Origin of the sequence: Bradyrhizobium betae, assembly GCF_050632175.1 — a bacterium.
Classification (GTDB): Bacteria; Pseudomonadota; Alphaproteobacteria; order Rhizobiales; family Xanthobacteraceae; genus Bradyrhizobium; species Bradyrhizobium betae_B.
The window spans coordinates 729,668-749,915 of sequence record NZ_CP192576.1 but is presented as its reverse complement, the minus strand read 5'-3'; the positions used below and the strand labels follow the sequence as shown (position 1 = coordinate 749,915).

At 61.9% G+C, this 20,248-nt stretch carries 18 protein-coding genes and 1 pseudogene; 8 read left to right on the top strand and 11 right to left on the bottom strand.

The genetic code is table 11. From position 1 onward, the window contains the following. Positions 1 to 94: 94 nt before the first annotated feature. Positions 95 to 865 carry a phosphotransferase family protein gene (locus ACQ86E_RS03805; RefSeq protein WP_431204260.1) on the top strand — a complete coding sequence of 257 codons (771 nt, stop codon included), beginning with the start codon at positions 95 to 97 and terminating at the stop codon, positions 863 to 865. Here the strand turns inward: ACQ86E_RS03805 and rfbG are convergent, their stop codons facing one another. The 4 genes from rfbG to ACQ86E_RS03785 form a co-directional block, all read right to left on the bottom strand. Further along, a complete protein-coding gene (gene rfbG, locus ACQ86E_RS03800) occupies positions 866 to 1,933 on the bottom strand; it encodes a CDP-glucose 4,6-dehydratase (RefSeq protein WP_431204259.1) in 1,068 nt (355 codons plus the stop codon). Beyond that, complete coding sequence (rfbF, locus tag ACQ86E_RS03795) at positions 1,930 to 2,700, bottom strand: glucose-1-phosphate cytidylyltransferase (RefSeq protein WP_431204258.1); 771 nt, start codon at positions 2,698 to 2,700, stop codon at positions 1,930 to 1,932. Before rfbF ends, rfbG begins: the two co-directional genes overlap by 4 nt. Before the next feature lie 97 nt (positions 2,701 to 2,797). Next, the gene (locus tag ACQ86E_RS03790; RefSeq protein ID WP_431204257.1) at positions 2,798 to 3,991 is read right to left on the bottom strand and encodes a CaiB/BaiF CoA transferase family protein; all 1,194 of its coding nucleotides are present in this window, start codon (positions 3,989 to 3,991) and stop codon (positions 2,798 to 2,800) included. Between the two features lie 129 nt (positions 3,992 to 4,120). Then, positions 4,121 to 4,426 (bottom strand): hypothetical protein, encoded by a 306-nt coding sequence (locus tag ACQ86E_RS03785; RefSeq protein ID WP_431204256.1) that lies wholly within the window; start codon positions 4,424 to 4,426, stop codon positions 4,121 to 4,123. 387 nt (positions 4,427 to 4,813) lie between these two features. Here ACQ86E_RS03785 and ACQ86E_RS03780 point away from each other — a divergent pair. From ACQ86E_RS03780 to ACQ86E_RS03765, 4 genes and pseudogenes are all read left to right on the top strand, one after another. Continuing rightward, positions 4,814 to 5,695 (top strand): annotated as a pseudogene (locus ACQ86E_RS03780) (M10 family metallopeptidase); the annotation flags it as partial. A gap of 272 nt (positions 5,696 to 5,967) precedes the next feature. Beyond that, complete coding sequence (locus tag ACQ86E_RS03775; protein ID WP_431206389.1) at positions 5,968 to 7,572, top strand: hypothetical protein; 1,605 nt, start codon at positions 5,968 to 5,970, stop codon at positions 7,570 to 7,572. After that, positions 7,511 to 8,491, top strand: coding sequence for an acetyltransferase (locus ACQ86E_RS03770; RefSeq protein WP_431204255.1), 981 nt, complete (start codon positions 7,511 to 7,513; stop codon positions 8,489 to 8,491). The genes ACQ86E_RS03775 and ACQ86E_RS03770 overlap by 62 nt, the downstream gene beginning before the upstream one ends. 8 nt (positions 8,492 to 8,499) lie before the next feature. Continuing rightward, positions 8,500 to 9,420: a hypothetical protein gene (locus ACQ86E_RS03765; protein ID WP_431204254.1), complete on the top strand. Its 921-nt coding sequence runs from the start codon at positions 8,500 to 8,502 to the stop codon at positions 9,418 to 9,420. 5 nt (positions 9,421 to 9,425) lie between these two features. On the opposite strand, the gene ACQ86E_RS03760 is transcribed toward ACQ86E_RS03765, so the two are convergent. The 4 genes from ACQ86E_RS03760 to ACQ86E_RS03745 all read right to left on the bottom strand — a co-directional run bounded on the left by ACQ86E_RS03760 (position 9,426) and on the right by ACQ86E_RS03745 (position 13,022). Next, positions 9,426 to 10,256, bottom strand: a complete 831-nt coding sequence (locus tag ACQ86E_RS03760; protein ID WP_431204253.1) for a phytanoyl-CoA dioxygenase family protein — start codon at positions 10,254 to 10,256, stop codon at positions 9,426 to 9,428. Continuing rightward, positions 10,253 to 11,314 (bottom strand): class I SAM-dependent methyltransferase, encoded by a 1,062-nt coding sequence (locus ACQ86E_RS03755; RefSeq protein WP_431204252.1) that lies wholly within the window; start codon positions 11,312 to 11,314, stop codon positions 10,253 to 10,255. The genes ACQ86E_RS03760 and ACQ86E_RS03755 overlap by 4 nt, the downstream gene beginning before the upstream one ends. A gap of 83 nt (positions 11,315 to 11,397) precedes the next feature. After that, on the bottom strand, positions 11,398 to 12,045 hold the full coding sequence (locus tag ACQ86E_RS03750) for a class I SAM-dependent methyltransferase (protein WP_431204251.1): 648 nt from the start codon (positions 12,043 to 12,045) through the stop codon (positions 11,398 to 11,400). Next, positions 12,042 to 13,022, bottom strand: a complete 981-nt coding sequence (locus tag ACQ86E_RS03745; RefSeq protein WP_431204250.1) for a glycosyltransferase family 2 protein — start codon at positions 13,020 to 13,022, stop codon at positions 12,042 to 12,044. Before ACQ86E_RS03745 ends, ACQ86E_RS03750 begins: the two co-directional genes overlap by 4 nt. 652 nt (positions 13,023 to 13,674) lie before the next feature. Between ACQ86E_RS03745 and ACQ86E_RS03740 the strand changes: the two genes are divergently transcribed. Then, positions 13,675 to 14,547, top strand: coding sequence for a right-handed parallel beta-helix repeat-containing protein (locus tag ACQ86E_RS03740; RefSeq protein ID WP_431204249.1), 873 nt, complete (start codon positions 13,675 to 13,677; stop codon positions 14,545 to 14,547). Between the two features lie 99 nt (positions 14,548 to 14,646). Here ACQ86E_RS03740 and ACQ86E_RS03735 read toward each other — a convergent pair whose 3' ends face one another. Next, complete coding sequence (locus ACQ86E_RS03735) at positions 14,647 to 15,342, bottom strand: WbqC family protein (RefSeq protein WP_431204248.1); 696 nt, start codon at positions 15,340 to 15,342, stop codon at positions 14,647 to 14,649. 518 nt (positions 15,343 to 15,860) lie between these two features. Between ACQ86E_RS03735 and ACQ86E_RS03730 the strand changes: the two genes are divergently transcribed. Both ACQ86E_RS03730 and ACQ86E_RS03725 read left to right on the top strand, forming a co-directional pair. After that, positions 15,861 to 16,454: a class I SAM-dependent methyltransferase gene (locus ACQ86E_RS03730; RefSeq protein ID WP_431204247.1), complete on the top strand. Its 594-nt coding sequence runs from the start codon at positions 15,861 to 15,863 to the stop codon at positions 16,452 to 16,454. 72 nt (positions 16,455 to 16,526) lie between these two features. Further along, complete coding sequence (locus ACQ86E_RS03725; RefSeq protein ID WP_431204246.1) at positions 16,527 to 17,003, top strand: tetratricopeptide repeat protein; 477 nt, start codon at positions 16,527 to 16,529, stop codon at positions 17,001 to 17,003. A gap of 178 nt (positions 17,004 to 17,181) precedes the next feature. Here the strand turns inward: ACQ86E_RS03725 and ACQ86E_RS03720 are convergent, their stop codons facing one another. Together ACQ86E_RS03720 and gspD are read right to left on the bottom strand one after the other, a co-directional pair. After that, positions 17,182 to 17,763: a prepilin peptidase gene (locus tag ACQ86E_RS03720; protein ID WP_431204245.1), complete on the bottom strand. Its 582-nt coding sequence runs from the start codon at positions 17,761 to 17,763 to the stop codon at positions 17,182 to 17,184. Between the two features lie 19 nt (positions 17,764 to 17,782). Continuing rightward, the gene (gene gspD / locus ACQ86E_RS03715) at positions 17,783 to 20,158 is read right to left on the bottom strand and encodes a type II secretion system secretin GspD (RefSeq protein ID WP_431204244.1); all 2,376 of its coding nucleotides are present in this window, start codon (positions 20,156 to 20,158) and stop codon (positions 17,783 to 17,785) included. Positions 20,159 to 20,248 lie beyond the last annotated feature (90 nt).

Sequence of the window (20,248 nt, the reverse complement as noted above, 5' to 3'; positions counted from 1 at the left end):
CGAAACCGACGACCGTCCCGACATCGTCGCCGATCGCGCGCGCGTCCTGCCCGCGCTACGGCAACATCTACAATCATCCGGCCGCGCCGTCAGCGTGACGCCGGCGCTCGGCGGCACGCTCGGTGTCTGCTTCGATGCGGAGATTGCGGGCGAGAAACGGTTTCTGAAGACGCATCTTCCAGGCACGCCCCCCGCGCGAGCCTTGCCAGAGAAGCCGACGTGCTTGCGCGGCTCTACGGCAGCACCATCGTGCTCGACCGATTCTGACGTTCCGCTCGCGGATGGAACGGCGCGGCTCTGTCTCCTGATGCCGGCGCTGCTGCCTCTGGCCGGCCCGATGCAGCCAGCCGAGGCGGCTGCGATCGCAGGCGAATGCAGCGAACGCCTCGGCGATTGGCGACCGGACCACACTCCCACATTCGAGCAGTATCTGGCCTCCGCCGCTCGCGCGCTGCCGATGCTTTCGGATCGCAACTTGATCGAGCTGGCCACCGCGGACGAGACGCACCGTCTCATCGCTCGGCTCGAAGAACGTTTGCCAAAGCTGCCCGCAGCGCTCTGCCACGGCGATTTCGGACCGAAGAACATCATGCTTGCGGGCACCGAGCCGCGCGTCATCGACTGGGAAGACGCGTTCGCCGGCATCGCCGGCTACGACTATCTGTACTGGCTGACCTTCATGGAGAACCGGGCATTCCTGCAAACGGCGGCCTTCGGCCGAACCGGGCTTTCGCCCGAGATCGAGCGCGCGGTCCTCGTGCTCGTCGTCCTGCTCAAATCCTACCTGGCGGTGCACTCGGGAGCGTACCTGAAGCACGCGGTACCCCCGCAGGCACGCATCGCTGAGATTCTGGCACTGCGCTAATCACGCCATCTGGGTGGCGCCGACGACCTGGTCGAGTTGATCGAGCGAGAATGTGCGCAGGTCCCGGCCATCGCGCAGTGCTTTGTACCAATCGACGGTCAGGCGCAGGCCCTGCGCCAGATCGAGCCGCGGCGTCCAGCCGAGTTCGTTGCGCGCCTTGGCGCAGTCGAGCCTGAGATAGGCGGCTTCGTGGGGATGCGGGCCGGCATCGGCGGTCCAGCGCGCGCCGTCCCCCCACAGCGCGATCAGATGATCGACCACGGTCCCAACCGGCACTTCGCTCGCGGCATCGGGCCCGAAATTCCAGCCGCCGGTGAAACGTTCATCGCCCGCCAGCCGCTCGACCAGCTCGAGATAACCGAGCACCGGGTCGAGCGCGTGCTGCCAAGGCCGGACCGAATTGGGATTGCGGATACGCAGCGCCTCGCCCGCCAGGAACGCCTGCATCGCGTCCGGCACCAAGCGGTCGCGCGCGAAATCGCCGCCGCCGAAAACGTTACCGGCGCGCGCGCTCGCGACGCGGGCTGCGCCCTTCCCGTTGAAAAAGCTGTGGCGATAGGAATGCGTCACGAGCTCGGCGCAGGCCTTGCTGTTGCTGTAGGGATCGTCGCCGCCGAGACGGTCGCCTTCGCGAAAGGCCGCTCCTGTGCCATTGTTCTCGTAGCACTTGTCGCTGGTGACATTCAGGATCACCCGCACGCAAGCCAGCTGCCGTGTCGCTTCCAGCACATGCACCGTGCCCATGACGTTGGTCGCGAAGGTCTCGACCGGCTCCTCATAGGACGGGCGCACCAGCGCTTGCGCTGCCATGTGGATGACGATGTCAGGCTGGGCCTCCGTCATCGCGGCGCGCAAGGCGGAGAGATCGCGGATGTCGGCCACGTGGTGCTTGATGTCGTCGGCGATGCGTGCCGTCACGAACAGCGCGGATTGGTGCGTCGGCGGCAGCGCATAGCCGTAGACGCTGGCCCCGAGGCGGCGCAGCAGCAACGAGGCCCATGCGCCCTTGAAGCCGGTATGCCCGGTCAGGAAGACCTTCTTGCCCCGCCAGAACGAAGGGGCCGTCACCAGACCCTCCATTTGGCGCGGTTGCCCGCCCACTCGGCCTCGAGGAAATTGCGATCGCGCAGCGAGTCCATCGGGTGCCAGAAGCCGGGATGCACGTAGGCGCGCAGATCGTCGCCGCGCGCCAGTTGCTCCATCGGCTCGCGCTCCCAGATCGTCTTGTCGTCCGCGATGAGATCACCGACCGACGGCGACAGCAGGAAGAAGCCGCCATTGATCCAGCCACCGTCGTCGTTCGGCTTCTCCTCGAAGTTGACGACCCGGTCGCCCTCGATCGCGACTGCGCCAAAGCGCTTGGCCGGGCGCACCACCGAGACCGTCGCCCGTCGCCCGTGCGCCTTGTGGAAAGCGATCTCGGCGGCAAAGTCGATGTCGGCGACGCCGTCGCCATAGGTCAGCGCAAAGAACGGTTCGTTCGCGACGTAAGGCAGCACGCGCTTGAGCCGGCCGCCGGTCTGGGTCTCCTCGCCGGTGTCGACCAGCGTCACGCGCCAGGGCTCGGCGGTTTCGCGATGCACTTCCATCCGGTTCTCGGCGAGATGAAAGGTGACGTCGGACATGTGCAGGAAGTAGTTCGCGAAATACTCCTTGACCATGTAGCCCTTGTAGCCAAGGCAGATCACGAAATCATTGAAGCCGTAATGGCTGTAGATCTTCATAATGTGCCAGAGTATCGGCCGGCCGCCGATCTCGACCATCGGCTTCGGCCGCGTGCTGGTCTCTTCGGCGATTCGTGTGCCCAAGCCTCCTGCGAGGATTACGACTTTCATTCACTTGCTCCGACTGAGGAAGCAGATCCCATTATTTCCCAGGCTTTGGTTCGGGTGTTATATTACCCTATGGAGCCGGGCAGGAGCATGGCCGACATCATACAACCCTGGCGTCTCTGAGCTTCGTGATCTCATCGACGCTGAATCCGAACTCGGCGAGGATCTCGTCGGTCTGCTCGCCGAACTCCGGCGGCCGCGCCACTATTTTGCTCGGCGTGCGCGACAGCGTCACAGGCTGGCCGACGAGACGGATGTGGCGATTCTCGTCGTTCGGCACGTCCTGCGCAATGCCGAGATGCCTGACCTGCGCGTCATCGAACATCTGGTCGATGGCATAGATCGGCCCGCAGGGCACACCGGCATCGTTGAACTCCCGGACCCAGGTCTCGGTCGACTTGGTCAGGGTGCGTTCCTCGATCTTGGCGTTGAGCGCATCGCGGTTCTTGGAGCGGGCAGGGGCCGTCGCATAATCGGGATGGCTGTAGAGCTCCGGCGCGCCGATCGCCTGTGCGCAGCGCTCCCAGATCCGTCCGCCTGTGGTGGCAATGTTGATGTAGCCGTCCGAGGTCTTGAACACGCCGGTCGGGATGCTGGTCGGGTGGTTGTTGCCGGCCTGCTTTGCCACTTCCTTCTCCATCAGCCAGCGCGCGGCCTGGAAGTCGAGCATGAAGATCTGGGCCTGGAGCAACGAGGTCTGCACCCACTGGCCCTTGCCGGAGACCTCGCGCTCGAGCAGCGCGGTGAGGATGCCCATGGCGCAGAACAGGCCGGCGGTGAGGTCGGCGACGGGGATGCCGACCCGCATCGGGCCCTCGCCCGGCGCGCCGGTGATCGACATCAGCCCGCCCATGCCCTGCGCGATCTGATCGAAGCCCGGCCGCTTATGATAGGGGCCGTCCTGGCCGAAGCCGGAGATGCTGCCATAGACGATGCGCGGATTGATCTCGCGCAGGCTCTCATAGTCGATCCCGAGCTTCTTCTTCACATCGGGGCGGAAATTCTCGACCACGACGTCGGCCTTGGCGGCGAGGCGCTTGAACACGGCAAGGCCGCGCGCGTCCTTCAGGTTCAGCGTCATCGCCCGCTTGTTGCGGTGCAAATTCTGGAAATCGGAGCCGTGCCGCGGCCCGCCAGGCTGCTCGCCGCCGGAATCCTCGGTCAGGGCGTCGATCTTGATCACGGTGGCGCCCCAGTCAGCCAGCTGCCGCACGCATGTGGGCCCGGACCGGACACGGGTCAGATCGAGCACAGTGAAGCGCGACAGGGCTTCCGAGGCATGCGGAAAGGGCATAGTGAGGGGCTCCGGGACAGATTGCGAGCCTACCATAGTGCCGAAACGTCATGCGGCAAACTGGGTCGGCGCGGATGCCGCCTTGTTGAAATGCAGTGCTTGGCGCGTTTGCTGCGGTGCGCGAGGGGGTCAGCGCGGCAGGCGCTTCAGCTCGGCACGCGCCTGCTCCGCGAGCGGGTCGTCGCCATGCCTCGCAATGAAGAGCTCGTACGCGTCCCGCGTTCCCGTGCGGCGGGCGGCGTCATATTCCTCCGCCACCGCGGTGGCGGGATCGCGAGCCAAGGGCATTGCGGGGGCGCGTCCCGCCTTGCCCTTGCTGTCGTCCGCCTTGGCTTTCCCGACCATGACAGGCTGTTCTCCGATGGGCAGACGCTCCGGCCCGGCGAGCGCCACCAGGACACCCAACAGGCCGGCTGCAAATGGGCCTCGTTTCATCAGTTCCTTTACAGGTCCTCTCGGACCGTGAGTCTGCAATCCGGCGTCCTTGATCCGTATCACTACTGGATTGGATGGCTAATACGGCATTATGGGGGGAGGCGGGAGACCCACGCCAAATTTAAGCCAAACGTTTACCTCTCAAGCTAGAATCAAGCACCCCCGCTCGAATCGCCCGCGCGAGCCGCTGCTCCGGAGAGTCCCTTGGCCAGTTCTGTCGCCGTCAGCAAGACCAACAATGCCGATATCGACGGCCTGCTGTCGGGCGTCAAGTGGTCCGGCACGATCAGCTACAGCTTCCCCGACTCGCCCAGCGATTACGTCAATCCCTACAGCGGCGGTCACAGCGAGCCGACCACCTCGGGCTTCGCCTCGGCGCCGAGCCAGATGCAGTCGGCGATCAACTATGCGATCGGACTGATCCTCGGCTACACCAACGCCAGCTTCCAGTACAACGGGGCCGGCAGCGCGGACGTCATGATCGCGCAGTCGCCTTCGGCCAATCCAACCTCTTATGCTTATTACCCCGGCAATTATGCGGCTGGCGGCGACGTTTGGTTCGGAACGCAATACAATTACTCGCTGGCCAAGCTCGGCAACTACTATTTCACGACCGCGCTGCACGAACTCGGCCACGCCCTCGGCCTCAAGCACAGCCAGGAGACGGGCGGTCCCGCCAATATCGCGGTGCCGAGCGCGCATGACGACAGTGAATACACCGTCATGAGCTATCGCAGCTATGTCGGCGCCTCGACCTCGACCGGCTACACCAACGAGGCCTACGGATATCCGCAGACCTACATGGCCAATGATATCCTCGCGCTGCAAACATTGTACGGCGCAAACTTCACCACACAGGGCGGGACCACCGTCTACACCTGGAGCTCGACGACAGGGCAGGAGTTCATCAACGGCGTCGGCCAGCCCGCGCCGGGCGGCGGCGCCGGCGGTTCCGCCAACCGCATCTACGAGACGGTCTGGGACGGCGGCGGCGTCGATACCTACGATCTGTCGAACTACACGACGAATCTGAGCATCAATCTCAATCCCGGTGCATCATCGCTGTTCTCCTCCGTCCAGCTGGCCAATCTCGGCGATGGCCATTATGCGTCCGGCAACGTCTACAACGCCTATCTCTACAACGGCGACGTGCGCTCCTACATCGACAATGCCACCGGCGGCAGCGGTAATGACGCGATCGTCGGCAATGCCATCGCCAACGTGCTGAATGGCGGCGGCGGCAACGATACGATCACCGGTGCCGGCGGAAACGACACGATCATCGGTGGCTCCGGCACGGACACGGCGGTTTATTCGGGCAACCGGTCGAACTACGGCATCACCTACAATTCGAGCACGCAGACGTTCACGTTCACTGATTTGCGTTCGGGGGCGCCTGATGGCACGGACACAGTGACTGGCGTGGAGAGTTTCCAGTTTGTCGATGGTACGCTGTCGAGCTCCACCATCATCAGCCAGGTTACGCCAGTCGTGATCGAGGCGGTCGGTACGACCAGCCTGGTGCAGCAGGGGGCGCCTACATTCTCAATCCAACGGCCGGCGGCACTGGGCCGACGCTCAAGTATGGCGGGCTGGCGGTCACTATCGGCCAGTTCGGCGGTTACACGCCGATCGGCACCGAGCAGATATCGGGCGGCTACGAGGTCGCCTGGAAGAATACGGCGACAGGGCAATATTCGGTCTGGAGCACGGACGCCAATGGCAATTACACCGGCAACCTGTTCATGCCGGGGGCAGGCAATAGTGCTGGATTCGAGAATCTCGAGACCAGTTTTGGACAGGATCTGAACAGCGATGGCTTGATCGGCGCACCCACTACAGCTGTTATCGAGGCCGCCGGTTCGATTGAGCTAGATCAGGTGGGCACCCATTATTTTCTTGGCCCTGTTGGTGGAGGCAGCGCGCACGAGTTGATGTATCAAGGCGTGGCCGTCACTTTCGGCCAGTTCGGCGCGTACATCCCGATCGGCGCCGAAGCGGTTTCGAATGGCTACGAAGTTGCATGGAAGAACACGACAACCGGCCAGTATTCGATCTGGAGTACCGATACCAACGGTAATTACACTGGCAATTTCTATATGCCGGGTTCGGGCCATGACTCAGCCTTTGATGCATTGGAGCCAAGCTTCCATCAGGACCTGAACGGTAATGGCATCATCGGACTCGCTGGATCGGTGATATCTTCCTCGATCGAGGCGATCGGGGCGACCGCGCTGGAGTTTCGAGGAGGCAGCTACTTTCTCGATCCGATTGCTGGCGGCACAGGGCCGACACTCAAGTATCAAGGCGCCACCGTCACTTCAGGCCAATTCGGCGACTATACACCGCTTGGTGTTGAGCAAATCTCGAATGGCTACGAGGTCGCCTGGAAGAATACAACGACAGGACAATATTCAGTCTGGACCACGGACCCCAATGGCAATTACACAGGCAATCTCTACATGCCGGGGGTCGGAAACACCACAGCGTTCCAAACGCTGGAGACCAGCTTCCAGCAGGACTTGAATGGTGATGGGACGATTGGGATCCCTCAGTCGGCAATCGAGGCGATTGGAACGACCGCTCTGGTACTTTCAGGGGCCAACTATCTTCTAAGTCCGGTTGGCGGCGGCACCGGACCCACGCTGAAGTATCAGGGAGCCGCTGTTACGCCCGGTCAGTTCGGCGACTACGTCCCATTAGGTGTCGAGGCGGTTTCGAACGGCTACGAAGTGGCGTGGAAGAATGCGCCTACCGGCCAGTATTCGGTCTGGAGCACGGACGCCAGCGGCAACTACACCGGTAATTTCTACATGCCCGGCTCCGGCAATACCAGTGCATTTCAAAGCTTGGAAGTCAGCTTCCAGCAGGATTTGAATGGCGACGGGACGGTCGGCATTCCCAGCCATTCGAATACCTCAGCGGCCGCAATTGTTGCGAAAGATGGATTTGTTTTCGCGGCCGACGCCGGTGGACAATCGAGTTCGGGCAGCATCGAAGCCGCGCAATTATCGATCTGGCAGATCGTTGCCGCGGTCGACCAGTTCGAAACCGGCGTCACGTCGGGCCTCAGTGAGTTCGCTGATGCTAATGGACCTCAATCCACGCTTCATCAGGACGCGCTCGGCTTCATCATCCATCACTGAAGCGTACTTCGTGCGGAAGATCGCTTCACGTCCGGCAGTCGCCAAAACATTGATCCGCAAAAGAAACCGGTTGGACGCGGGAGTTTCCTTCGGAGTAGGATGGAGAGCAGAGCCGGATGGTTTGACTGAGGCGTTGATGCGGACTCGGTTGTCCTACAGGCTTGGTTCCGGCGCGACTGCATCAGAGATCCTGTCTTTTGCGATTGAGATGCGTGCAACGTCGCAAGACGAGGTTACGGTAGGAGATTCCGTGCAGAAACAGCCTATTGTTGTTTTCGGGACCGGTGAAATCGCCGAATTGGCGGATTTCTATTTCACGCATGATTCAAACTGCGAGATCGCCGCTTTCACAGTCGATGCCGCGTTTCTGAAGCAGCGTGAGTTTCGCGGGCGACCGGTCGTCGCCTTTGAGGAGGTCGTCGAAAGCTTCCCGCCCGACCGCTTTGGCTGCTTCGTGGCAGTCAGCTATGCCAAGATCAACGCCGTGCGGACCGAGAAGGTCGCTGCCGCCAAAGCAAAGGGCTATGAGCTTGTAAGCTACCTGAGCAGCCAGGCCACGGTGTTTCCCGGCTTCGATCTCGAGGAGAATTGCTTCATTCTTGAAGATAACACGATCCAGCCGTTCGCGACAGTTGGCGCCAACGTGACCTTATGGAGCGGCAACCACATAGGCCATCATTCGACAATCGAGGATGATGTGTTCATCGCGTCGCATGTCGTCGTATCTGGCGGCGTACGGGTGGGGCAGGGGAGCTTCGTGGGCGTGAACGTGACGATCCGCGATCATGTAACGATCGGAAGGAAATGCGTCCTCGGCGCGGGCGCTCTCGTCCTGGAGGATCAGCCGGACTTCTCGGTGGTTGCGCCGCGCGGGTCCGAGCGCTCTCCGGTTCCCAGCAATCGCCTCCGAAGTCTTTGAGAATCGCGATGTCGTGGCGGCGGCTCGGTCTTATCTATGCCTCGAACGGAATGTTGCCTTGGGCGCGCAGCCACGCGGCTCTGCCTACTCCGGTGCATCTGAGAGGTGACATTTTTCGCTTCTTCTTCAGTTCGCGCGATGCGGACAAGCGCTCGCATATCGGATGGGTGGATGTCGAAGTTTGCGATGCTCCTCGCGTCCACGATATAGCGCATGCGCCGATACTTGCACCGGGGCAGGACGGTACATTCGACGACAGCGGCATAGGCATGGGCAGCGTGGTCACGACGGACGGCGAAGTTTCGATTTACTATATGGGCTGGAATCTCGGAATTCGCTCACCCTGGCGAAATGCCATCGGGCTTGCACGATCGTCGTCGCCGGGTGGCGCATTCGTGCGATATTCGCCCGGTCCGATTCTGGATCGTTCGCCGGAAGACCCATACACGCTGTCCTACCCCTGCGTGCTTCAGTTCGGTCCTGGTGATTGGCGGATGTGGTACGGTTCAAATGTTTCGCCCGCGGTCGGAAATGCAGATATGCAGCACGTGATCAAGCAGGCTCGATCGGTTGACGGGATTCACTGGACGCGGGACGGCAAGACGGTGATCGGTTTCGCGGACAAAGCCGAGTACGCACTGGCGCGTCCGAGCGTGACCAAAGTTGGCGATAGTCTGTTGATGTGCTTTGCGGCGCGCGGCCCAAGCTATCGCATCGCCGCCGCCGCATCGCGCGACAATGGGGTAAACTGGAGGCGGCTCGATAGTGAGATGGGGCTTGGCGCTTCGGACCGCGGTTGGGACAGCGAGATGACTTGCTACCCGGCCCTATTCTGGCATCGCGATCGCCTGTGGTTGGCGTACAACGGCAACGGATACGGGGTGACCGGTTTCGGTCTGGCGTTGTGGGAGGGGGCGTTTCCTCTCTGAAAGCGTCAGGGCTTTTTCGGGCGCCGGGCGAGATACTCGTCGACAGATCCAGGCTCACGCACGTCGTAGCCGAGTAATCGGCGCAGCTTGCTATCGTCGGTGAAGTCGTCGCCCAGCGCGCTCGATAGATTGATCTGCTGGCGGATCAACGGAATCGTGTAGACGTGGTTGACGGCGCGCCGCGGCTTCGACGTGGTGTTGACGCCGCCGCTATGGAACACCATGCAGTCGAGCACGATGAACGAGCCTGCAGGCGCCGCAACGGACAAGGCTTGTGTCTTCACGAAATGATCCGATGGAAAGGCCTCCTGACGGTGCGAGGCCGGCAGCACCATCGTGGCTCCATTTTGCAGGGTGAATGCGTCAAGGCAGAACAGCGCATTGATCGCCAGAGGGCGCGAAGATACGAAATGCTGGTACGGCAGATCACGATGCCAAGCGCCCTGATTGTACTGTTTTCCGTTCGGCGGATTGATGATGCCGTTCTGCTGGTTGAGCACCGAGTAGCCGGAGATCAACCGGCTGCAGATATCCAGGATTCTTCCGTTGGTGGCCAGTTCAAGAAAAGCCGGGTCGTGAGCCAGGGGCAAACGGATGGTGTCGTGCTCGTCAATCGATCTGAGCGCATCGACGCCACCGTGACGGGACGCATAGCTCTCCTGTGTCCGATCAAAAGCATCGGCGAGCGTTGCCAACTGCTCGTGGCTATAACCGCCATCGATCACGCCATATCCCAGTTGGCGGATGGATTCGCACGTCCTCTCGATCTCGTTGGTCGATTGCACCTGTTCGGAGATGCCATAGCGTCGTGGGGCGTCATGCTGAGTAGTATTCATCTCGGAATTAGCTCGTTCCAGGTGATCGGGTGGAGGCCGTCGTCTTTCAGTCGCCTGGCGATGGCCTGCTGAACATGAGGCGTCGCCGCGATCAGTATCGACTTGCCGGAATTCTGAACCGCATCCCGATAGGATGCAACCGGTCTACCCAGATTCCAGGCCTCGGCGGGGTCGTCCAGTACGAGCGAGGTGATGCGGGTCCAGATTCCCGGAGCATAGGTCCGCAAGAGGGCTGCCGTCTGGCCGGCGCCGAAAGCCAACAGGTCTGCTGCGGACCGGGACTGATCGAGGAGGAACTGGTCCAGCATCCGCCAGTGCTCCAGGTAGGTTTGACGTTCGGAATGGAGCCGGGTCGGATCTGTATCGTGCACGAGAGGTGGGGCACGATCGTCGGTCTGTACGAAGATCGATATCTGGAAGTCGCCGATATTGCTCGGCGCCGGCATCTGTCTTTCCGCTACCAGAGCTGCACCTCTCCCGCAGATCCGGAGGCCGTCTCGTGTGAGGCTGTAGAGATGGTCGAAGAACATCAACTCTACGTTGGGAGAATGTCCGTCCGGACAAATGATGACGATACGTCCGTTCGGCGCAAGATGATCGCGGAGCGAGCGAAGGAATGCGCTCGGGCTCGTCGTGTGTTCGATGACATTGACTGCGATGATCAGATCGAAGGGACCCGTGCCGGTGGGGACGTCCTCGACAAATCCGCGAAGAAGCCTGATGTTCTGCTGTGACTGGGCCGCCGTCGGCAGGGCCGGATCCACGCCGCAAGCATGCGCATCGGGCCAGCTTCGCAAAAGCTCGGATAGCAGCGCCCCTGAGCCGCAACCGATTTCCAAAATGGCCTTCGGTGGCTCAAATTCGCGGCGGATCCAATCGCCGTACGCCCGCGCGCGGTCCGCATCGGACTTCGGGGCAGCGGAGGCGAGCGTGTAGCCGTCATCGTAGATGGCGCGAATGTCGGCTTCGGCCGTCTTCGACGCGTGGAAGGCCGAGCCGCAGGCGAGGCAAGACATTTTGGCCAGTGCGCGAGTTATCGCTTTTCCGTCGCTCAGCATTGACCGGCTGGGATGAGGAAGCATTAGCGCAGCGGCACCGCTCGTGCAAAGCGGACAGCGGGCGGTCGATGAGGCCGCGTCCATCAAGTCGTCGTCTCCGGATGCCGCACCAGCACGGTGAATTCGTAAAGCCCGTAGTCCTGCAAGAGCGCGACGGATCGGCCGTACCGTGAAAGGCAGTAGCCGAGCATCAATGTGGGGTCGGCATAGTAGAGGTTTGGTCTCCGTCGATCGGGATCGCTCGACAGGCTCAGGACGTTGAAGCCAAACCCCTTGCGTCCGGCGCGGGCGAGCACGTCCACCGTTTCCCGGATATAGCCGAGCCATATATCGTCCCCGACGTCGCCCCTAACGTTGAATACGCCACTGGCAATGGCGAAGTCCGCCGCTGCTTCCGGGGAGGCACCGACGTGCCAGGAGCGGTCATGGTCTTCTCCGTGAAGCTTGCGAGCAGCATCGATCATGCTGGGTGCGACATCGTAGCCCATGAAATGTCCGCGATGCCCTGTGCTTCGGAGAAATTTCAGAAAGTCCCCGAAACCGCAGCCAAGATCGATGATCGATCCGTCCCGATCGTCCTCGATAAGGCGGAGAAACTGCCGATGACGAATTTGGTGCGATTCGATTCCGTTCCAATCGACGCCGCGCGCGGTCGTGCCGTACAACTCGAGTCTGGCAGTATAGTACGCCGCGACCTCGGACAAGATGCGGACTTGGCTGGCGTCTGTCACTCTTGGCCTTCTGTATCAATGAGGGAGGCGGGCTGTATTCGCTTCTCGACAGGGAGGTCGGGCGTGCGGTGGACGGCGCGCACGATGGTGTAGGGCCTTCGCTTCGTCTCGGCCAGGATACCGGCCATGTAGATACCTAATATGCCGAGGATCAGCGTGATGAGTCCTCCGAGAAACCAAAGTGAAATAATCTGCGAGGCAAATCCACTCACCCCGATTCCATTCGTGAGATAACGCAACAGGAAGTAGATCACGACACAGATCGAGGTGACGAAGATCGACAACCCCGTATAGAAGACGAGGTACAGCAGTCGCGTCGACGATGTGGTCAGGTGCTTCACCGCAAGATCGATTCGCCTCCATAGCGAGTAGGTGGACGGTGAGTTCGAGAGCTTTGCGACGGTCATGGAGATTTGTCGAAACCCGGTGACCGCCCAGAGATCGGATATCACGAACTCCCGATCGCGGTGCCGGACCAGCGCCTTCACATAAGAGGCTGTCATCAATCGCGAAGTCACGAGATTGCGGGGCAGCGGTCGATCGCTAAGGGCGTCGACGAGAGCAAAGAATGCTATGCCTCCAACCCGTTCCAGAAAGCCGCCGCGTCGAGTCTGCTGTACGCCATATACGACGTCGCAGTCGCCCCTGCGAAAACGCTCGTAGAACGAGGTAAGATCTTCGGGCTGTTCCTCGAGATCACTGTCGATTAGGAATACGAGTTCGCCCGAGGCATGGGCCAAGCCGGTCATGATCGCCTTGTAGTGCCCGAAGTTCCGCGAGAGGTCGACGAGGACGACCCGGGGATCCGATCTCTGCACTCTCAATGCCATCTCCAGGCTGTCGTCTGGAGAACCGTCATTCACCATGATCAGTTCGATATCGTCGGTGATCTTGCGTGCGGCTTCTATCGCTCGCCGATGGAATTCCTCCACATACGATGCAGATCGATAAAGCGTGGTGACGATCGAGATCTTCATTGGCCGTTCCCCCGGGGCTGGAAGACGGCTGGGTGCAGGCAGTCTAGGACCCGCTGGCGCCTCACTTGAAAAGACACGCTTCCTGCTCCAAAGCGGAGATTATTGCGGTGCAAACGAGCAGCCTCGCCCATAGCATTTGCTCGACTTTACTGTGTGCATCAAATCTCTCTTCGGTACCCAAGAATTGCGGAACGCTACGATTTTACAATGCTTTAGGAAGGCATTGGAGACGCGTCAACGGCCCGGTTGTCATACGACAGGCGAGCCGCGCGTGCAAACGACCGGCCTCTCCGAAACAATCAGAGTGATATGTGCGACAAAAGTTCACCGCCTTTGAACCGGTGTCCTGGTTTTCGGCACATAGTAGCAGGGTGCGGTCCCTCTTCTTTGGCGAAGACTGCCACCTCGGGTTGATTGTTCCTGAAATTTTGCGTTCGCGTGTCTGTCGATTGAGCACTATCGACGAGCTGCAATCTCTGGAGGCAGTTGTAGCGATTGTCCCCTCCGAGAGTTCAAAGCTTGACGACGCCGGGGGGGCAGCTCCGGAAATGACGAATACTGCATTCATTTCAGCGGGCTGGGAAGAAATCCCAGCCAACAAGGAGGGTTCATTATGCGCCGTTTAGCTTTTTTGACATTGATCCTTGGCCTGTTGCTGCCGTTCCTGACATCGGCACCGGCATATGCTCAGGCGACACGCACCTGGGTCTCCGGTGTGGGCGATGACGCCAATCCGTGCAGCCGCACCGCCCCGTGCAAGACCTTCGCTGGCGCGATCTCCAAGACGGCGGCGTTCGGGGAGATCAATTGCCTCGATCCGGCCGGCTACGGCGCGGTGACGATTACCAAATCGATCACGCTGAACTGCACGGGGACGCTGGGATCCGTGCTGGTTGCGGGCTCAAACGGTATCATCATCAATGCCGCGGCGACCGACAGGGTCGTTCTTCGCGCGATCCAGCTTCAAGGACTGCGCGGCGCCGCCACTCCCGGTCTCAACGGTGTCAGGATTCTGAGCGCAGCATCGGTCTCGATCGAGGACTGCGTGATCACGTCGTTCTCGCAGGCAGGCATCGCCGACGCGCGAACTGCGGGAAATACGCAACTGTTCGTCCGCAACACCATCATCAGCAATAATGCCGGAAGTGGCATAGGTCTCGGCGCGACGGCTCCGAACAAGGTCATCGTCGATGGGCTGGAATCGGTCGGAAATCTGTTCGGTGTCGCCGCGGGTAGCGGCAATAGCGTGATGGTCACGCGATCGGTATTTTCCGGCAACACCACAGGCGTTGAGGCCGACTCCGGCGGCGCGGTCAATGTCGACAACAGCTCGATCACCGGCAACGGCACGGGCGTGCAGTCCGTCAGCAACATTCGCCTGTCGAACTCCGACGTAACGCTCAACACCACGGGCTTCAGCGGAGCAGCAATTAGCTACGGCAACAACCGAATGCAGGGCAATACGTCGCTCGGGACCTCGCCCACGGCCGCCGGTGGCGCCGTCAGCAATCTGGGTGAACAATAGGCTTCAGCCTGATGGTTCGCCGGGCGAGTGGCGAATTGTCGTAGAAGATGAAATCCCGGGACATCGTCCCGGGATTTTTCGTCAACGACGAACCGAGTGTCAGGCCACGATTGTTGGGCGGATGAATCGCGGCGCTTCGGGACCGGTGTTGAACAGGACGTCGAGTATGCTGACGGCGTGGTCGAAATCCCCGTGGAGCTGCTGATATTCCGGATAGCCCTGGTAGTTCATCCACTCCGTGGCGATACCGGCGTCGGCAAGCCGCGCCTCGTCGAGATAGGCTCGTGCGGAAGGGCCACTCAGATAGCGATCAGCGCGCGCGGCCTGCGCGATCGCCAGGAGTCTCGCAGTCTTGCTGCCGTCTGCAGGGTAAGCGGTATCTCTGACAATATTCGTGCGCAACCCCAGCAGTCCCGCGATCTCGCGTGTGAAGAGTTCGTTGACGTCGGTGAGACGCACTTCCTTGTTGGCGCGCTCGTACCAGCCCCGCACGACGGGGGCGAGTACCTCGAAGAACGGTGCGCGTCGATAGGCCAATTCCAGCGTCCGCCAATGCTTCTCGGCCCAGGGTTTCTCGATCAGGACCTCGTCGATCGCCTGATCAAAGCGCCCCTTCGTGACGACAGGTATCGTGAGCCACTCCGAGCCGTTCGCGGTTTTGATTCGGTTTCGATTGTGCCAGTGCCGCTTCACGAACTGCATGCGATCGTAGATTACGTATTCGTCGCAACGCCCGATCAGATCGAAGAAGCCCTTCCAGGGGATGTAGCAGGATTGGACGATGGATATTCGCACGTTGTGATTTACGACAGACTTGGGTGGGTGAATGGGACCTCTCCGAAACGAGGCTTGACGGGCGCGGTCGATCCGAACAGTTTGCCGGCGTGCTCTCGGACATCCAGCCAGCGAGGCGGTCTTTTACAGTGATTTGTCAATGAATTCATCCCCAATTTGCGTTTCCGCCATATCCTCAGTCAGCCAGCCATGCACATGAGGGAATTGGTCGGCCCAAGGCGCCGTTGCCTTGCCTGTGGTGCAGAGCAGGCCATCGATGACGACGAACCCGTCTGGCCGGTCGGCTGGCGTTGTCCTTCCTGTGCCCATGCCACCGCAGAACGCGCGGGGATACCGGCGCTTGCACCCGACCTCGCCGACACGATCAGCGGCATGGACCCGAGCGGTTTCAAGAGGCTGGCGGAGGTCGAGGACGAGCACTTCTGGTTCGTGGCCCGTAACGAGCTGCTTGGTGGCTTGGTCACCCGCTTTTTCCCGACGCGCGTCGTTTCCTGGAAATCGGTTGTGGGAACGGTGCCGTGCTGCGCGCGATTTCGCAGTTGCGCAACTGGCGGCGCCTGGTTGGCTCGGAGTTGCATCCTTCCGGGCTCGCCTTCGCCCGTGCGCGCCTGCCGCGGGCTGAGTTCGTGCAGATGGACGCGCGTCACATCCCGGCCAGCGAGGCCTTCGATCTCGTCGGCGCTTTCGACGTCATTGAGCACATTGCGGAGGACGAACGTGTGTTGGCCGAAATCCGCAGCACGCTGGTAACAGGTGGTGGTGTCATCATCGCTGTTCCCCAGCATCCCTGGTTGTGGAGCCGTTTTGATGAGATCGCCTACCACGAACGGCGGTATTGCCGCGGCGAGCTTGAACGCAAGCTTCGGCAAAGCGGCTTTGAAGTGCTGTTTTCGACCTCCTATACTTCCCTGCTGCTCCCGATGATGATCGCAAGCCGGCTCTTGAATCGCGGCGGGGACTCGAACGAGGGGGTGAGCAAGAACTCGCGCTTGACCCACGCATCAATCGCCTGTTCACGGCAATCCTGCGCGCAGAAGTGCGTCTCACTCTCGCGGGATTGCGTTGGCCCGTGGGCGGTAGCCGCGTCGTGGTCGGACGAGCAGTCTAGGTGATCCGCGGCATATGGATTCCTTCATGGCAGCAGAATAATCTGCTCGAGGAATAATCGGCGGGAAGGCTGGGTGATGAGCGAGATTGGCCGGGATACCTGGATGGGCTGGCGGGCTCGGCTCTTGCGGCGCGCGATTCTGGCGCTCAGCGTCGCCGGTCTTGTGCTGATCAATGCTGCGACAGCGAACGCCCAGTCCGTCCGCCAGGGTGTCTCCGCACTCCAGCGCCATGACTACGTGACGGCCTCCCGTATCTTCATTCCGCTGGCCGAGCGCGGCATTGCGCCGGCGCAGACCTATCTCGGCTTCCTGTTCGAGACCGGCCGCGGCGTGCCGCAGAACTACACGGAAGCCGCGATGTGGTACCGCCGCGCGGCTGAGCAGGGCGACAGCCGTGCCCAATATTCGCTGGGCTTGCTCTACGACCGCGGCCAGGGCGTGCCGCAGGACATCGTCGAGGCCTCCAAATGGCTCAATCTGTCGGCGGCCGCAGCGCCCCGCCGGTGCGCGAGGCGCGGGCCCGGATCCGCGATGCCGTCACGACCAAGATGACGCGCGGAGAGATCGCCCAGGCCCGCCTGCGGGCGCTGGAATGGACGCCGAGCCGCGAGCACTGACAGACGCCTTGGTGCCCCCAAATCAAAAATGTCGAAAACAACCCCATGCACAGTAGACGCGGCCTCCGGCTCGCCTTCATCGGAATCGTGATTTAGCTCGAAAGCACCGGGCCTTAGCCCGGCCAGCCGCCGAGCGAGTTCATGTACCAGGTCTCGCCCAGCCAGCCGATCCAGATCGCCGGTGCCAGGAACAAGCCGAACGGCAGGAACGCCGTACCGCGGACCAGCTGTCTTCGCAGCGCAGCATGGGCAAGGTAGGCGGCGATCGCTGCCAGCGCAGCGAGCTCGATCACCGCGACCACGGTCGTCAGATCGAGCCAGGCGCCGCAGACCGCACCGAGCTTGACGTCGCCCATTCCAAGCCCGTCGCGGCCGCGCCAGCGCCGGTAGAACGCCATCAGGAGCAGCAGCGGGAGCGACACGGCGGCTGCGCGGGCCACGGGCCAGAGCAGCGCCTCGAGGCCGATATCCGGCACGAAGGCGCCGGCGCGGAGCAGGGCGAGCGCAAAGGCGGCGGCCGTCAGCTCATTTGGGATGAGATAGTGGCTGGCGTCGTTCGCGGCGATCGCGACCATCAGGGCGGCGAGGAATGCGCCGTACAGACCCTCGACACCCGGCGCGGTGACGAGGCTTGCAAACAGGCCCAGTAACAGGGCCACGCTGAGTGCGAGCGCGGGGCCCGTTTCCTCGTTCATTGCCGCATCCGTCACGCGGTCAGCGCGCCGCCTTGGGCACGGTGACCACGGGATTGCTGGTCCCGACCAGGCGGCTGTTCATCTTGGTGCGCATCTCCTCGGCAATGACATGCGCATCGACGCCGTCCTTGATGACGGTGGGCCGGATGAACAGGATCAGCTCGGTCCGGGCGCGTGAGTTGGTCTGATGCGAGAAGGCGTCGCCGACGCCAGGGATGGAATCCAGGATCGGCAGGCCCTGGCGCTGCCTGTTCTCGGTCTCGCTGATCAGGCCGGCGAGCAGCACGGTCTGACCGCTGGTCACCGCGATCGAGCTCTTGACGCGGCGCTGCGAAATCGTGGGCGTCAGCGAATTGGCGCTGCCGGCGGCGATGTTCGAGATCTCCTGCTCGATGTCGAGCACGACATTGCCGTTGGCGTTGGCGCGCGGCAGCACGCGCAAGATGATGCCGGTGTTCTTGTAGTCGATGGTGTTGACCACGGTGTTGTTTGCAGTCAGCACGGTCGCGGTGCCGGTCGAGAACGGCACCTGGTCGCCGACCTGCAAGGTCGCCGGCTGGTTGTCCAGCACCACCAGCGACGGGTTCGACAGCACCTTGACGTTGGTGACGCCGTGCAGCGCATCGAGCACGACGCGCGGGGAGTTCTCGGCGCCGATCAGGAAATTGAAGCCTGGCAGCGCGCGGCCGAGCAGGGCGCCCGCTGCGGCGTTGACCGCGTTGCTCGTCCCTTCGATATTGCTGCCGATCGTGCTCGAATTGCTGACGCCCGTGATGGTGTTCGAGATCGAGCCCTGCTTGCTGGCCAGGAAGAACTGCACGCCGTAGTTCAGCTGGTCGTTCAGCGTCACCTCGGCGATCGTCGCCTCGATCGCGATCTGGCGCTGCGGCCGGTCGATCTGCCGAATGGTCTGCTCGACGATGCGCTGCGCCTCCTGGTTGGCATAGACCAGAACGGCGTTGTTGGTGACATCGGCGGTGATCCGCACATTCTGGAGAATGCCGTTGAGGCCGGGCCGCGCGCCGCTGCCCGAAATTCCGCCCAAGCTGTTGTCCTGCGCCGTTGTTGCCGACGCGGCCGGAGCAGGGCGGGCGCCGAGCGCCGATCCGGCGGGGCCGGAGACCGGGGTTGTGGCGCCGGCCGCGGCGGTCGGCAATCCGCTAAGCGCGGCGACCGGATTGCCGGATGAGGAGGTCGTAACGCCGGCACCGGGCGCGACCTGGCTCGAGGCGTTGTCGAGCGTCGAACTGCTCGTGGCGCTCTGGGTCAACAGCATGTCGGTCAGCATCGCCACGATCACCTTGGAATTGCCGTAGCGCAGCGGGTAGGACTTCAGGTTTACGCCTTCGGTGTCCGAGCGATCGAGCCGCGCGATCCACGTCTGCGCGCGCTTGAGATATTCCGGCTTCTGGCTCACCACGAGGATCGCGTTGAGCCGCGCGATCGGCTGAAGCTTGATCACGTTCTGGCTCATGCCGCCTTCGCCGGAATCCATGATCTTCTCGATCTCGGAGATGACGGGCTCGGGCGACGAATTGCGCACCGGGAAAATGCCGACGGATTGTCCGCGCATCCAGTCGGCGTCAAAAGAGAGAATGGTGTCGACCGCGGTGGCGCGATCGCTGCCGCTGCCGCTGACGAGTAGCGTGTTGCGGGCGCTGTCCGGCCGCATGGTGGAGGCCTTCACGCCGAAAGCATCGAGCAGCTTGAAGATGTTCTGCGCCGAGACATAGCGCAGCGGCACCACCGTGACGCCCTGACCGGCCGCTGCGTTCAGCGAGCGGTCGACGCCGCCGGGACCTGCTTCCGGCGCCGGCAGCAGGCGATAGCCGGTGCGGTCGCGGACCAACGCGACACCCGACATGCGTAGCGCGTTTTCGAGCACATAGACCGCGTCCGCCTTGGGCACTGGCCTAACCGAGGCGAGCGTGACGGTTCCCTGGACGCGCGGATCGATCGTGTAACCGACATTCAATACGTCACCAAGGATGACCTTTGCGACGGTCGCCACTGGCGCGTTCTCGAAATTGAGGTCGTAGCCACTGCCGCCGGAATCGTCGCGTTCGGCAAGCGCGCCACCTTGCGGCGTTGCACCATCGCTGAGATAGATCGCCGGCTTAGACGATCTGGCCTGGGCAATGCCGCCGGAGCCCGCATCCGCAGGTTGCCGCGGCTGCAGGTCGAGGGAGCGGATCTTGTCGGCGATATCCTGGGCGCGCGGATCCTTCGGATCGGCTTCGATCGACTGGTCGGCCGTGACGATGCAGGCGGCGAGCAGGAAAGCGGTCGACAGCAGGGCAAGCGTTCCAGTCAACGCTGAGCGGCGGCGCAAAAGCGGCTGGACCACTTCGGACAAAATACGCCTGCCAACATTGGATGTGAACGTAAATTGCATCCGATCCCCTCGGTCCGGACGCGCAATAATTTGCGCCACGATTATGTTTTTGCTAACAAATAAGTCAAGCGTAAAGGGACTTCCGTTGAC